Origin of the sequence: Streptomyces sp. NBC_00846, from assembly GCF_045207325.1 — a bacterium.
Taxonomy (GTDB): Bacteria; Actinomycetota; Actinomycetes; order Streptomycetales; family Streptomycetaceae; genus Streptomyces.
Map to the genome: position 1 here is coordinate 7,186,253 of NZ_CP108846.1, position 14,168 is coordinate 7,200,420.

At 70.7% G+C, this 14,168-nt stretch carries 12 protein-coding genes and 1 pseudogene; 5 read left to right on the forward strand and 8 right to left on the reverse strand.

The features are described 5' to 3' along the window. Positions 1-96 precede the first annotated feature (96 nt). Complete coding sequence (gndA, locus tag OG936_RS32810) at positions 97-1,539, reverse strand: NADP-dependent phosphogluconate dehydrogenase (RefSeq protein WP_406499560.1); 1,443 nt, start codon at positions 1,537-1,539, stop codon at positions 97-99. A 394-nt stretch (positions 1,540-1,933) separates the two neighbouring features. Here gndA and OG936_RS32815 point away from each other — a divergent pair, with 394 nt between their 5' ends. After that, a complete protein-coding gene (locus OG936_RS32815) occupies positions 1,934-3,295 on the forward strand; it encodes a peptidoglycan DD-metalloendopeptidase family protein (RefSeq protein ID WP_406499561.1) in 1,362 nt (453 codons plus the stop codon). Here the strand turns inward: OG936_RS32815 and OG936_RS32820 are convergent. After that, a complete protein-coding gene (locus OG936_RS32820; protein WP_406500698.1) occupies positions 3,265-4,545 on the reverse strand; it encodes a DMT family transporter in 1,281 nt (426 codons plus the stop codon). The two genes, OG936_RS32815 and OG936_RS32820, sit on opposite strands and share 31 nt — an antisense overlap. Before the next feature lie 248 nt (positions 4,546-4,793). Between OG936_RS32820 and OG936_RS32825 the strand changes: the two genes are divergently transcribed. Beyond that, complete coding sequence (locus OG936_RS32825; protein WP_406499562.1) at positions 4,794-5,474, forward strand: (2Fe-2S)-binding protein; 681 nt, start codon at positions 4,794-4,796, stop codon at positions 5,472-5,474. Between the two features lie 35 nt (positions 5,475-5,509). Here the strand turns inward: OG936_RS32825 and OG936_RS32830 are convergent, their stop codons facing one another. The 4 genes from OG936_RS32830 to OG936_RS32845 form a co-directional block, all read right to left on the reverse strand. Beyond that, positions 5,510-7,147 (reverse strand): APC family permease, encoded by a 1,638-nt coding sequence (locus OG936_RS32830; protein ID WP_406499563.1) that lies wholly within the window; start codon positions 7,145-7,147, stop codon positions 5,510-5,512. A gap of 227 nt (positions 7,148-7,374) precedes the next feature. Further along, a complete protein-coding gene (locus OG936_RS32835) occupies positions 7,375-7,830 on the reverse strand; it encodes an ATP-binding protein (protein ID WP_266750732.1) in 456 nt (151 codons plus the stop codon). A gap of 99 nt (positions 7,831-7,929) precedes the next feature. Then, positions 7,930-9,555 carry an ATP-binding protein gene (locus OG936_RS32840; RefSeq protein ID WP_406499564.1) on the reverse strand — a complete coding sequence of 542 codons (1,626 nt, stop codon included), beginning with the start codon at positions 9,553-9,555 and terminating at the stop codon, positions 7,930-7,932. Then, the gene (locus tag OG936_RS32845; RefSeq protein ID WP_406500700.1) at positions 9,552-10,724 is read right to left on the reverse strand and encodes a PP2C family protein-serine/threonine phosphatase; all 1,173 of its coding nucleotides are present in this window, start codon (positions 10,722-10,724) and stop codon (positions 9,552-9,554) included. Before OG936_RS32845 ends, OG936_RS32840 begins: the two co-directional genes overlap by 4 nt. Positions 10,725-11,086: 362 nt before the next feature. Here OG936_RS32845 and OG936_RS32850 point away from each other — a divergent pair, with 362 nt between their 5' ends. After that, positions 11,087-12,571 carry an SDR family NAD(P)-dependent oxidoreductase gene (locus OG936_RS32850; RefSeq protein ID WP_406499565.1) on the forward strand — a complete coding sequence of 495 codons (1,485 nt, stop codon included), beginning with the start codon at positions 11,087-11,089 and terminating at the stop codon, positions 12,569-12,571. 372 nt (positions 12,572-12,943) lie between these two features. Beyond that, positions 12,944-13,120: a hypothetical protein gene (locus OG936_RS32855; protein ID WP_266750736.1), complete on the forward strand. Its 177-nt coding sequence runs from the start codon at positions 12,944-12,946 to the stop codon at positions 13,118-13,120. An 82-nt stretch (positions 13,121-13,202) separates the two neighbouring features. Here the strand turns inward: OG936_RS32855 and OG936_RS32860 are convergent, their stop codons facing one another. After that, complete coding sequence (locus OG936_RS32860; RefSeq protein WP_406499566.1) at positions 13,203-13,577, reverse strand: fluoride efflux transporter FluC; 375 nt, start codon at positions 13,575-13,577, stop codon at positions 13,203-13,205. After that, positions 13,577-13,991: pseudogene (locus OG936_RS32865) on the reverse strand (fluoride efflux transporter FluC). The gene OG936_RS32860 and the pseudogene OG936_RS32865 overlap by 1 nt, the downstream one beginning before the upstream one ends. On the opposite strand from OG936_RS32865, the gene OG936_RS32870 reads away from it, so the two are divergent. Further along, positions 13,929-14,108, forward strand: a complete 180-nt coding sequence (locus OG936_RS32870; RefSeq protein ID WP_406500794.1) for a hypothetical protein — start codon at positions 13,929-13,931, stop codon at positions 14,106-14,108. The pseudogene OG936_RS32865 and the gene OG936_RS32870 overlap by 63 nt on opposite strands. Positions 14,109-14,168: the final 60 nt, after the last annotated feature.

Here is a 14,168-nt window from a genome sequence, read left to right on the forward strand (position 1 = left end):
GTAGAGCCGTCCACCTCGCGCGCTGGCGCATCGGCGCAGGGCTGCCGACCGCCGCGCGCCGCTGTGGGCTCGGAGCGCCCGCCGGCATCCCGTGTATCAGCCGGTTCCGACCTCGGACCGGTCGCCGCCCCAGAGCGTGTGGAAGGAGCCCTCGCGGTCCGTACGCCGATATGTGTGCGCGCCGAAGAAGTCGCGCTGCCCCTGGGTCAGCGCCGCGGGCAGCCGGTCCGCGCGCAGTCCGTCGTAGTACGAGAGCGCGGCCGCGAAACCCGGCGTCGGCACGCCCTGCCGCACCGCCTCCGCGACGACTTCGCGCCAGTCGTCCTGGGCCGCGCCGATCTCCGTGGCGAACTGCTCGTCCGAGAGCAGGCTCAGCAGGTCCGGACGGGTGTCGTAGGCCGCTCGGATCCGGTCCAGGAACGCGGCCCGGATGATGCACCCGGCCCGCCAGATCGCCGCTACCGCGCCGAGGTCGATGTCCCAGTCGTACGCCTCGCTGCCCGCCCTGATCTGGTGGAACCCCTGCGTGTACGAGACGATCTTGGACGCGTACAGCGCCTGCTCCACCCGGTCGGCGAAGGCCGCGCCGGCCGATGCGTCGAGGACCGCGGCCGACGGGCCCGCCAGGTCCTTCGCCGCCTCGCGCAGATCCGCGTGGCCGGACAGCGAGCGGGCGAAGACGGCCTCCGCGATACCGGAGACCGGCACTCCGAGATCCAGCGCGATCTGCACCGTCCAGCGCCCCGTGCCCTTCTGCTCCGCCCGGTCCTGCACGATGTCGACGAAGGGCTTTCCGGTGGCCGCGTCGGTGTGGGCGAGTACCTCCGCCGTGATCTCGATCAGATAGGAATCGAGGCGGCCGGTGTTCCAGCCGCGGAACGTCTCGGCGATCTTCGCGGGGGAGTAGCCCGCCACCTTGCGCAGCAGGTCGTACGCCTCCGCGATCAGCTGCATGTCCGCGTACTCGATGCCGTTGTGGACCATCTTCACGAAGTGTCCGGCCCCGTCGGGACCGATGTGAGTGGTGCACGGGGCGCCGTCCTTCGCCTTGGCGGCGATCTTCTCCAGCAGCGGCCCCAGCGATTCGTACGACTGCGACGAGCCGCCGGGCATGATGCTCGGCCCGTTCAGCGCGCCCTCCTCGCCGCCCGAGATGCCGACGCCCACGAAGTGGACGCCACGCTCGCGCAGCCTTCGTTCGCGGCGGCGGGTGTCCTCGAAGTGCGCGTTGCCGCCGTCGATGATGACGTCGCCCTCCTCCAGGAGCGGCGCGAACTCCTGGATCACGGCATCCGTCGGATCGCCCGCCTTCACCATGATGACCAGCCGCCGCGGACGTTCCAGCGCCGCGACGAACTCCTGTGGGGTACGCGCGGCCACGAAGGAACCCTCGTCGCCGAACTCCTCGACGAGGGCGTCCGTCTTCGCGGTCGTCCGGTTGTGCACGGCGACCGTGAAGCCGTTGCGGGCGAAGTTGCGGGCGAGATTGCGGCCCATGACCGCGAGTCCTGTGACGCCGATCTGCGCGGTGCCGCTCATCTGTGTGCTCTGCAATCTGTTGGGGGATGCCGGGATCTTCAGTATGGATACGGGGCGGGGCAACGGCTGTTCGGTGTGGGCCGTATGGCTCCGTCCGCGATATCCCCATGCCGCTGAGATTCCTCCCCTTCCTCGGCCGTGCCATCCTCCCGCCGGATCCATGCCCACCGGGCTGCGCCGGTTTGCCGCATACCAGTCGTTCACACCGGTACACCGATCACCGAGACGCTGCGCGGTGGACCGCACCGGACACGAATCGCGGTGGCTGTCCGGCCGGGGCCGTCCGGGCCGTCCGCGAGGGGTGGGCAGGGCCTTGCTCTCTTGTCACCGGCCTTTGTCTGCCCATAAGTTGGGCGCTTGCGACGTGTCCTACTGCCTGTGGGGGAGCCAAGTCATGGCCGCGAACGGACGGCACCGCAGATATCAGCCCAGCCGGCTCAACCGCGCCTCGCTCACGGTCACGGCCGGAGGCGCGGGCATCGCTCTGCCGCTCGTCGCGGCGGCCTCGGCGGGTGCTGCGTCGACGGATGTCTGGGAGAAGGTCGCCGCCTGTGAGTCCACCAGCACTTGGCACATCAACAGCGGCAACGGCTACTTCGGTGGCCTGCAGTTCACCCGGTCGACCTGGGCGGCCTACGGCGGCACGGTGTACGCCCCGCGCGCCGATCTCGCGACCAGGGACCAGCAGATAGCCGTTGCGGAAAAGGTGCTCGAAGGGCAGGGGCCCGGTGCCTGGCCGGGCTGCTCGACACGGGCGGGGCTGACGAGCGGCGGGGACGCCCCCGACGTCAACACCCAGTCCGCGCGGACCAGTCGGGTGAAGACGCCCGGGAGGGCCGCCGCCGGAATGCCGGAGACGAAGCGGACGGCCACGCCCGCCACGCCGACCACCGTGCCCGGCAAGCGCGAGTCGTACACCGTCGCATCAGGCGACTCGCTCTCCGCGATCGCGGCGAACGAGCGCGTACGGGGCGGCTGGCAGCACCTGTACGCAACAAACCGCAAGGTCGTGGGGGACGACCCGGACCTCATCCTTCCCGGGCAGCGCCTGAGCCTTGACGCGGCCCGGGCATCGAGAACGGATGCCAAGGCGGGCTCGACCGCGACGAAGCCGACGACGAAGCCGAAGCCGAAGCCGAAGGCGACGGCCGCGCCGCACGAAAAGGCAAAGCCGCAGCAGCGGACGGCCGAGCCGAAACAGCAAGCGGCCACGTCCGCACACCCAACGGCGAAGCCCCAGCACGAAGCAGCGAAGCCCCAGCACCCAACGGCGAAGCCCCAGTACCGGATCGCGAAGCCGAAGACCCACCCGAAGAAGACCGAGAGCCACAAGCAGGAGCGGGCGGAGAAGCACGCCGGTCTCGTCGCGCCGGTCGCGGCGGGTACCGGTACCCCGTACCACCAGGCAGGTTCCTGGGCCAGCGGCTACCACACCGGTGTGGACTTCCCCGTTCCGACCGGCACGTCGGTGAAGGCGGTCGACTCCGGCACGGTCGTCTCGGCGGGCTGGGGCGGCGCGTACGGATACCAGATCGTCATCCGGCACAGCGACGGGAAGTACAGCCAGTACGCGCACCTGTCCGCGCTTCACGTGCGCGAGGGCCGGCACGTCTCCGCGGGCCAGCGGATTGCCCGCTCGGGTTCTACCGGGAACGTCACGGGTCCGCACCTGCACTTCGAGATCCGCACCGGCCCCGGCTACGGCTCCGACATCGATCCGCTGGCCTACCTCAGAGCGGGCGGCGTCAGCGTCTGAACGGCCTTCGGCGGTCCGGCGGCTTCATCGGCAGCGCCGGACCCCGTGGACGGCATGTCGTCCCGCCGTGCGGCGGGACGGGTGTGCGACGGCAGCCCGGGCCCGAACTCCATCTGCCTGAGCCGGCGCTTCAACGGCCTGAGCGGAGGCAGTGCAGGGGCTACCGAGAAGGCCTCCGCGACGGCTTCGTCGGCCGCGGCGGGCCTCACGGGCATCGTCGCCGCCGGTACGGCAGTGGCGGGCTCGCAAAGAGCGACAACCGTCCGCGTCCCGACCGGCCGGGACAGACCGGCCGCCGGCTCCGCGATGCCGTCGGCGCCCTGCTTCCCGTCCCGGCCCGTCGTGTCCGTCCCGACCGTCCCGTCCCCCGCAATGACCGGGTGTTCGCTTTCCGTACTCCGTCCGGCGAGGTGCTCCGCACCCAGCCGCTCCGTCGTGAGCAGGATCAGCCCGCCCGCGGCGACTATCCCGCACGCCAGCGCGAGCACGGTGCCCGCCGTACCGTGCCGGAAGTCCTCGTCGAACATGGTGATGCCGACGGCCGCGGCTATCACCGGGTTCACCACGGTCACCGTGGCCAGCGGCGCGGTCAGCCCGGCACCCCGGTACGCGATCTGGGACAGCAGCAGCCCGGTGGCCGCGAACGCGGCGATCGCCAGCAGCGCCGGCATCCCGGCCCCCGCGTCACCGGCCGTCCACCGCACCGCCACCGTCTTCGTGAACACCGAGGCGATACCGAAAGCCACACCCGCAGCCCCTGCCACGATCATGCTCCGCACCACCGGCCTGTGCACACCCTTGGAGGCCAGGAAGAGCGCCGCGACCCCACCGAGGGTCACCCCGGCGAGCATCAGCTGATCCGGGCCGCTCAGCGACCGCGACTCGCCGTTCCCGGTGAGCGCGAGCAGGCCCGCCAGACCGACGGTTGCCATGATCGCGCCGCGCCATGCGGTGGCCCGTGCCCGGCGGCGTACGAGGAGCGCCGACATCGGCAGGGCGAAGACGATGGTCAACGCACCGAGCGGCTGGACGAGACTTAGCGGACCGTATGCCAGCGCTACGACATGCAGCACCGCGCCCGCCCCGTTCAGCGCCACGGCGGCCCACCAGACGCGGTTGCGCAAGGGTGCGAGCGAACGGCCGTCGCCGGCCGCGGCCACGCGCTCCTGGACGATCGCCCCGGCCGCGTAGGCGACCGCGGAGACCAGTGACAGAAGCACGGACAGCGCAAGGGAACTCATGTACACCACGATCTCCCTCAGAGGCATCCGTGTCGTCGTCCTTGAGGGGGCGATCCGTCGTACTGCCTTGGTAGTACGGGAGTGGTCCCGGGGTCCTCCTACCGACGGTAGTCCTCCCTCTTGAGGACTCCGAGTGGATCAACCGGAGGGGATACGGTGAACGCCGGGTCACGCGGCTCGCGGCACTCCGGATGCCTGCGATCCGCGGAGGTGGGTCACCGGTCGCGGCGACCGCGGAACCGAGAGGGAGCAACGTGATGGACGAGCCCGCAGGGCCCTTTGTGGGTGGGTTCTTCGCCCTGCGCACCACCGCACCGCCCGAGGGTGCGTATCGCCCGCTGGCCCTGCTGTACGCGGGGGAGTCCGCACCGCTCACGGCCCGCATCGACACGGTCGCCGACCGGCTCCGTACCTCCGAGCGCAGAGTCGCAGCCTCCGTCGCGCACCTGGGGCTGGCCGCGCGCCTCTGGTCGGTCGCGCTCGGTCCGGCGGCCCTGACGGGGCACTTGCCCGGTCTCTCGCCCGATGCCCTGCACTGGGACCCGGGGCACACCGCCCCGGAGGATCTGTGGCTGAGCACCTCCGACACGCTGCCCGCCACCGCCGACCGGATCCGGGAGGCCGTCCAGTTCGGCCACCTCGTGCCCCTCGCCGAGGCGATCCACCGGGACGGCCCCCTGTCGAACCGGCTGTTGTGGGGCAACGCGGGGTCGGCGCTGGCTGGAGCCCTGCGCGAACTGGTCGCCTGGGCGCGAAGCCACGGCCGGCCCGACGTGTCCGCACGGGCCCGCGCACTGGTCGCCGAACTGTTCGACCACCCGGATCTGCGGAACACCGGAGCCCCGCACGACACGGCGTTCCGGCGCCGCAGTTGCTGCCTGTACTACCGCTGCCCGGCCGGTGGCCTGTGCGGTGACTGCGTCTTCGAGAGCGTCTGACACACGGACGCGCCGGAGCCGGGCGCGGGGCCGGGTCACCCGCCGGGCACCACCTCGACGGAACCGATGTACTCCTGGGTCTCCTCGTCCGGGAGCCGGACGGCCTGGGCCCAGAAGTAGATCACCAGGCTGAACGCCGCGATGAGTGCGATGTCCCACCACAGCGGCAGGGCATCCGTTGCGCCGCACGACGCCTTGGACGCCGGGCCCGTGCTGCAGAATCCGCCTTGCCAGGAGATCAGCCCCATGCCCACGAGGTACACCGGCAGCCACTGCGCGGACCACCAGTCCATGTGCGGCACCCTGGGATTGAGCTTGAGCAGCGCGGAGCCGCCCAGCAGCAGATAGCCGAGCACGATGGCCACGCCGAGCCGCCACAGGGTGTCCCAGCCCGCCCAGTAGATGATCAGGTTCGAGACGATGAAGGCCACGGGCGCCCAGAACGTCCCGCCGGGCAACCGGTACGGACGAGGCCGGTCCGGGTCCTGCTTGCGCAGGCACCCGAAGGCGAGCGGCGCCCCCGCGTACATCAGCACACTCGCGGACGTGACGAAGCCGACCAGCTTCTGCCACGTGGGGAACGGCAGGAACACGATGAGCCCGACCACGAACGCGAAGAGCAGGCTGAACCACGGGACGCCGCGTCTGGTGGTGCGCTCGAAGACCGCCGGGACGTAGCCGTTGCGGGACAGGCCGTAGGAGACCCGAGAGGTGGCGGTCGTGTAGACCAGGCCCGTACCGGACGGTGACACGACCGCGTCGATGTACAGCAGCGTGGCGAGCCAGCCGAGTCCGACGGAGGTGGCGAGCCCGGCGAACGGGCCGGCCTTTCCGCTGAAGGAGAGGTCGGCCCAGCCGTGGGCGAACGCGCTGTGCGGCAGGGCGGCGATGAAGACCACCTGAAGTGCCACGTAGACCAGGGCACCGATGAGGATGGAGCCGATGACCGCCCGCGGGATGTCCCTGGCCGGATTGCGACTCTCGCCCGCCAATTGGTCGGCCTGCTCGAAGCCGAGCAGCGCGAAGATGATGCCGCTGGTGCTGATGGCGGAGAGTACGCCCTTGGCGCCGAAGGGGGCGAAGCCCTGGTAGCCGAAGTTGCTGCCGTGAAAGGTGGTGGTGGCCAGCACGATGATGGTGAAGACGGGGACGGCCACCTTCCACCACGTCGCCACGCTGTTGGTGTGGGCGAGCCATTTGATGCCGAAGAAATTGACGACGACGAAGAACGCCATGAACGCGACGGCCAGCCCGTACCCCGCGGGTGTCAGGTGATTCTTGCCGGTCTGCACCCAGGGGGCGTGGACGCTGAGATAGTTCAGCGACGCCATGACCTCGATCGGCGCCACGGTGACGGCCTGCAGCCACGAGAACCATCCGAAGGACGCGCCGGCGGCACTGCCGAAGGCATAGTGCGGAAAGCGGGCGGTGCCGCCCGCGACCGGGTACATGGCCCCCAGTTCGGCATGCACGAACGCCAGCACGATGATGGCGAGCGCCCCGATGCCCCAGGAGATGAGCGCCGCCGTGCCGGCCGCCTGAGCGGCGAACAGCGCGCCGAACAGCCAGCCGGACCCGATGATGGACCCCTCCGAGGCCCAGATGAGACCGATCAGCCCGATTTCCCGCCTGAGGCCCGGATTCGTGGGTGCGACCGGCTTGGACATCTGCATGCTGGATGCACCCCTTGTTCCGGTGGGGGATGAGGCGTGAGGTGTCTGTCCGTATCCACGGGACCCCAAATCCACGGGACCCCAACTAGATGCCCCGATCCGTGTGCATCGTTCCCGGAGCGCGGGGAAGTTGCGCCAGTCGGGTCGCGCGTGAAGCCGTCGCCCGATCGAGGTCCGGGTGGCCGGCCGTGGTCGTGGGGCGGGCGGCGTCCCGCCCGCCCCACAGGTCAGGTACTCAAGCCGAACTCGGCCCGGATGCGCTTGCCCACCGGTACGCGCTCGGCGGTCAGCCGGTCGCACAGCGCCACCACGATCTCCATGCCATGGCCTCCGGGGCGCGCCGGGTCGGGTGAGTAGAACAGCGGGAGAGCCGTGCTGCTGTCGTACACCGTGACGCTGACGCGCTCCGCGGTGCCCTCCAGTTCCAGCAGGTACGGGCCCTGGCTGTAGCGGTCCGCGTTGGTGACCAGTTCGCTCACGGCCAGCATCAGATCGCTGCGGGTGTGCTCGCCGAACACCGCGAGCCACTCGGCGGCCAGCCGGACCAGAAAGCGGTCGGCCAGGTCCCGGGCCTGCGCGATGCAGCCGGGTTCGCCGTCGAACACCTCGGCGCTGTGCAGAACCTCCGTGGACCGGTCCGGGCAGGGGTGGCCGGGCGGTCGCGAGGTGACCTGTTCGTTCATGTGCTCCAGCCAGGGCGACGCAGGGGTGTTCGATGACAGCTTCTCGACGTTCGCCTACCCGCGACGAGCGGTCCCACTCCGGGGAAAACCCGGCAGATCTCAGCCATGTCCGAGCCCTTCGACGGTGGCGTCCGGGCCGGGCGGCCGTACCGCGGTGTGCGCGGGTGCGGCGGGGGCGACCGGCAGCGTGAAACGGATGCAGGTGCCCTCGGTGGTCTCCGGATCCAGCCAGATCCGGCCCCCGTGGAACTCCACGATCTTCCGGCACAGGGCCAGACCGATGCCCGTTCCCTCGTACTCCTCCCGGCCGTGCAGACGCTGGAAGATGACGAAGACGTTCTGCGCGGACTCCGGCGCGATGCCGATGCCGTTGTCCGCCACCCGGAAGTGCCAGTCGTCGCCCTCCCGCACACGGCCCACCGTGATCCGGCACGGTACGTCGGGGCGGCGGAACTTCACCGCGTTGCCGATCAGGTTCTGCCAGACCATGGACAGTGCCGTGGCGTCCCCGGTCAGCGACGGCAGCGGGTCCTCCCGTACGACCGTGGCACCGGACTCCTCGACGACCAGCGCGAGGTTGGCCAGGGCGCGGTCCAGGGACCGGTCCAGGTCGACCGGCTTCCACCGGTCGTGCACCCGTCCCATGCGGGAGAAGGTGAGCAGGTCGTTGATCAGCACCTGCATCCGCCCGGCGCCGTCGACCGCGTAGTCGATGTACTGCCGCGCCCGGTCGTCGAGCTCCGCGCCGTACCGTTTCTCCAGCAGACCGCAGAACGAGGCGACCTTGCGCAGCGGCTCCTGCAGATCGTGCGAGGCGACGTACGCGAACTGCTCCAGCTCGGCATTGGACCGGCGCAGCTCCCGCGTCTGTTCCGCCAGCAGCGTCTCGCGTTCCCGGGACTCGGCGAGTTCCTCGACGATGCGGCGGCGCATGTCCTCCACGGCCGCCGCCACCGCCCGCACATCGGACGGCCCGTCGACCCCGATCCGCTTGCGGAACGCCCCCGAGCTGACCGTCTCGGAGGCGGCGGTCAGTCGGCCCAGCGGCCGGCCGACCATCCGGTGCAGCAGCAGACTCAGCGAGCCCACGGCGAGGAGAAAGCCGACGACCAGCGAGATGAACACCTGGTCACGGGTGGTGCGGGCGTTGCTCAGATCGGTGCGGGCCCGGTCGCGAGCCACGTCGAGATGTGCCTGCTGAGCCGTGTACAGGCGGCGCAGGGTGGCGAATTCGTCCGTGCTCCGCCGGATCGGGGCGGAGGTCTCGGACGCCGGGCCGCCCCGGCGGACGGCGGCGACGAGCGGCTCGGCATGCCCGCTGCGCCACTCCCGGGAGGCCGCGGCGATCCGGTCGAGATCGCCGGCGAAGGGCTGTTCGTCCCCGACGAGGGCGCGTACGCGGGCCATCCGCAGCTTCTCGTCCCGCATCCCCGCCTCGTACGGCCGAAGGAAGGCCGGGTCGCCGGTGAGCGCGAATCCGCGGACCCCGGTCTCCTGCTCCAGCAGCGCGTTCTGCAACTGGAACGACGAGGAGCGGGCGGGCTGGATGCGGTCCACCAGCTCGGTCGTGCGGTCGGATATCCGGGACAGCACGAGGCCCCCGACGGTCAGGCCCGCGCAGACGACGAGCACGAAGACGGCGAGGATCAGATGGACCCAGTTCTGGACGGACAGTCGTGAAGTCAGGCCGCGCCCGGGCGTCGGCGATGCGTCCCGGTCGTTCATCGCGGCGTCTCCCGACCCCAGCCCAGATGGAGCACGGCCACGTCGTCGGCGAGTCCGCCGTACGGGGACGCCGCCTCGGCGGCCTCGTCGACCAGGGTGTCCACGAACGCGCGGGCCGACAGGGCCCCGCGACTGCGGGCCAGGGCGAGCAGCCCGTCCTCGCCGAGCCGGGAGCCCGGCCCCGTACGCCCTTCGAAGAGGCCGTCCGTGAAGAGGACGATCCGGCCGTCATCGGGCAGGGACAGCTCCGAGACGCTCCACCGTCCCGTCCCCGGCAGCAGCCCCAGGGCCATCCCGGGCTCGGGCTCGACCCAGCTCACCCGGTCACCGCTGCGCAGCAACAGCCCGGGGTGACCGGCCCGCACCACCTGTACCCGGCGCCGGTCCGGGGAGAAGGAGAGTGAGGTGACGGTGGCGAAGACATGCGGGTCGGAGCGTTCGGCGACCAGGATCTCCTCCAGCAGCCGGACCTGTTCGAGCCGGCCGGTCGCGCACAGCACCGCAGTGCGCCAGGCGACCCGCAGGCAGACACCCAGCGCCGCTTCCGCAGCCCCGTGCCCCGACACATCGCCGATCACCGCGTGCACCGTGCCGTCGGAGGTCTGCACCACGTCGTAGAAATCACCGCTGAGCAGGGCGTGCGCCCGGCCCGGCGCGTACCGTGCCACCGCTTCGAAGGAGTCGTCGTGCAGCAGGGGCACGGGCAGCAGCCCGCGTTCGAGGCGGGCGTTCTCCCGCGCCATCAGCCGGTTGGCGCGCAGCGCCGCCGCGGCCTGCTCGACCTGCTTGCGCTGGAGGGCGTAACGGACCGAGCGGCCCAGCGCCTCCGGATCGAGCCGTCCCTTGACGAGATAGTCCTGGGCGCCGGTCGCCACGGCCGACAGGCCGGTATCTGCCTCGGCCCTGCCGGTCAGCACGACGATGGCCGCATCGGGCGCCGACTCGACGATCCGGGTCACGGCGTCCAGGCCGTGCACATCGGGCAGATGCAGATCGAGCAGTACGCAGCACGGGGTGTGGCAGCCGGCCAGGAACCGGCGCGCCTCCGCGAGCGTCCTGCACCAGGTCAGCGCGGAATCCAGCTCACTGTCCGCGAGCATCTCCTCGACGAGGAGGGCGTCACCGGCGTCGTCCTCGACCAGCAGGATCACGGCGTCGACCTTCCACACCGAACCGTGGCCGCTTTCGCTTGCGGACTCGTTGCCGGCCGTGGCGGGACCGTTCTGTACCGGGACGGCGTCCGGGCGCACAGAAGCGCCGACGGGAGAGCTGCCCGCCGGGAGTTCGGCCACTGTCCACCCCCTTGTACGGACGGCACGGCTCGACCCCGGCCGTACTGCAAGGAAGCATATGTGACCGAACCGTGGAGGAGCCGTCGGGTCGGAGCGCTTCCGTGCCACGCGCGTCGTGCGCGAGACATCACACGAACGGAGCAGCATCCCGTGCATGGCAGACTTGACCGGGGCGTTCGGCCCGGCAGGAACAGGTACGGCGGTCGGCGCCACGAGGGACAAGCGGCAGAGGAACGGCAATGACGTTGACAGAGGACAGCCCGGAGCTCGCTTCCGGTACTGAGGAGTTCGGTCCCGGTATCGACCCGGAGCGGCTGGCCGTCTGCCTGAGCGTGCTCGACGAACTCGACACCATTGAGATCGACCACCCCGACGCCATCGCCGTGCGCCGTGCCACGGCCGGGATCTACCGGACCGTGAAGCAGCGCCGCCGTCAGGAGCGCCGCGCCGCCAAGACCGCGCACGACAAGGCCGTCACCGAGGCCACCGCGACCGGTTCGGCCGACCGCATCGACGACGAGACCCAGGGGGTCCTGCCGTCGTCCTCGGCCCGTGCCGAGATCGCGGGCGTCCTCCAGCGCCCCCGCTCCTGCTACATCTGCAAGACCCGGTACGTCGAGGTCGACGCGTTCTACCACCAGCTCTGCCCGCAGTGCGCCAAGGAGAACCGCTCGCGCCGCGACGCCCGGACCGATCTCACCGGCCGGCGCGCGCTCCTCACCGGCGGCCGCGCGAAGATCGGCATGTACATCGCGCTGCGGCTGCTGCGCGACGGTGCGCACACCACCATCACCACTCGCTTCCCCAACGACGCGATCCGCCGCTTCAAGGCGATGCCGGACAGCGACGAGTGGATCCACCGGCTGAAGATCGTCGGCATCGATCTGCGTGACCCCGCGCAGGTCGTCGCGCTCGCCGACTCGGTCGCGGCCGAGGGCCCGCTGGACATCCTGATCAACAACGCGGCGCAGACCGTGCGCCGGTCCGCGAACGCGTACAGCGAACTGGTCAACGCCGAGGCCGCCCCGCTTCCGGCGGGTGAGCTGCCCGCCGCCGAGGTCATCGGCACCTTCGGCAGCGGCACCGTCGACCGCGTCGCCGCTCTCCCGGCCGCCCGCAGGGAAGGCCTGAGCGCGCAGGACGTCACCGAGCTCGCCCTGGTCACCGGGTCCGCCTCGCTGGAGCGGATCGCCGCCGGAACGGCGATCGACGCGGGCGGTCTCGTGCCCGACCTGCATGACACCAACAGCTGGATCCAGACGGTCGAGGAGGTCGAACCGATCGAGCTGCTGGAGGTCCAGCTCTGCAACTCCACAGCGCCGTTCATCCTGATCAGCCGGCTCCGTCCGGCGATGGCCGCGACCGCCGCCAAGCGCTCCTACGTGGTCAACGTGTCCGCCATGGAAGGGGTGTTCAGCCGCGGCTACAAGGGCGCGGGCCACCCGCACACCAACATGGCGAAGGCCGCGCTGAACATGCTCACCCGCACCAGCGCCCAGGAGATGTTCGAGAAGGACGGCATTCTGATGACGGCCGTCGACACCGGCTGGATCACCGACGAGCGGCCGCACCCCGACAAGATCCGCCTCGCCGAGGAGGGCTTCCACGCCCCGCTCGACCTGGTCGACGGCGCCGCCCGTGTCTACGACCCGATCGTGCGTGGCGAGGAGGGCGAGGACCTGTACGGCTGCTTCCTCAAGGACTACGCGCCCGCCAACTGGTAGCCGACCGGTCGCCCCGTGGGGGCGATGCCATCGGTAGCGCTGTCGCGTGCGGCGCCGTGGGCCCGGCCGGGACATCGCTCCTGGCCGGGTCTTTTCCGTGCGAGGTGGCCGAAAGTGACCCATGACACAGGTTCCATCGAGCGGGAACGCGCTCATTTGGTTAATCTGATCCGAACGGACGTCACCGGGGAGTCCACGAACCCTCCTCGGCCGTCCTGGGACAGGCTTGTCAACCGAGTCGCCGTCCCGCCCCGTATCCGGCGCCACCGCGACCGAACTGTTCCTGCCCTTGCCCTCGCGGGTGGTCGACGCCCGGTTATGAGACCGGGCCGTCGGTGACGCCCGGGGTTACGCGACACAAAGGAGTGCGCGGTGACGACACCAGAACTGACGAAGAACGAGAAGCGACCGGCCGAACGCCACGGAGAGCGGGCCCGCGGTCCAGAGAAACTCCGGAACATCGAAGTCTGGGCCAGGTCCGCACCGATCCGGCTGGCCGGCTACGAGGACGACCTCGCCGAGCCGCACATCCTGCCCGGCATCGACTGAGCGCTTCCCGCCTGCACACCCGAACTCCGGCCCACCCCTCAACGGGTAGGCCGGAGTTCGGCCGTTGCGGGGCGTTCGCCGGTCAGAACACCGCCTTCGCCACCGCGGCCCCGGCGAACGAGAGCCCGACCCCCGCGCCGACGCCGAGCAGCAGATAGCCGGCAGCGGTGGCCAGGCGGCGGGCCGATGTGAGGGTCAGCAGCTCGTACGAGAACGTCGACCAGGTCGACAGGGCGCCGCAGAATCCGGTGGCGAGCAGGAGTTGGAGGCGGGGGCCGATGTCTCCGCCGGTCGCCGCCTCGGAGAGGAATCCGAGGAGCAGGGACGCACCGGCGTTCGCCGCGAAGGTGCCCCACGGGAATACGGTGTGGAGGCGGAACTTGGCGTCCACTCCGAGCAGATACCGCAGGGGCGCGCCGACCAGCCCACCCGCGAGCACCAGTAGCCAGTCGAGCATCACGCGCCGTCCTGGGCCCGGTGATCGCGCCCGAACGCGAGGTGCGTGAGGAAGGCCCCCGTCGTCACCGCGGCCAGCGTCACCACGACGGTCAGGAGCAGATAGCCGACCGCATAGCCCGGCCGGTCGTGCTCGAACAGCTGCCGCACTTTGTCCGTGTAGTACGAGAAGGAGGTGAACCCGCCGAGCAGGCCGGTGCCCAGGAGCGGGCTGATCAGCCGGGGCGCGCCCGGGAAGCGCAGCTTCACGGTGACCATCAGGACCACTCATCAGGAAGCAGCCCACCGCGTTGACCAGCAGAATCGTCCAGGGGAACGCGGTGGGGCCGATCGGCCAGAGGAGTTCGGCACCATGGCGGGCCGCGTCTCCCGCGGCGCCGCCGATCGCGACGACGGCTACGACGGTGAGCTGCACCCCGGGGTGGTGATCGGGGTGCGTGAAGCGGTGCAACCGCATCTTCGGGGGCATCCGGCGACCGTAACGAGCGGCGGCGGACGCCGGGCACACAGCGCACTGGTCCACCCCGGGTGAAACCCGCATGGGTCAGTGGAACGCCCCACAACGAGAAGAGGCATGCCCTATGTGTCTGTA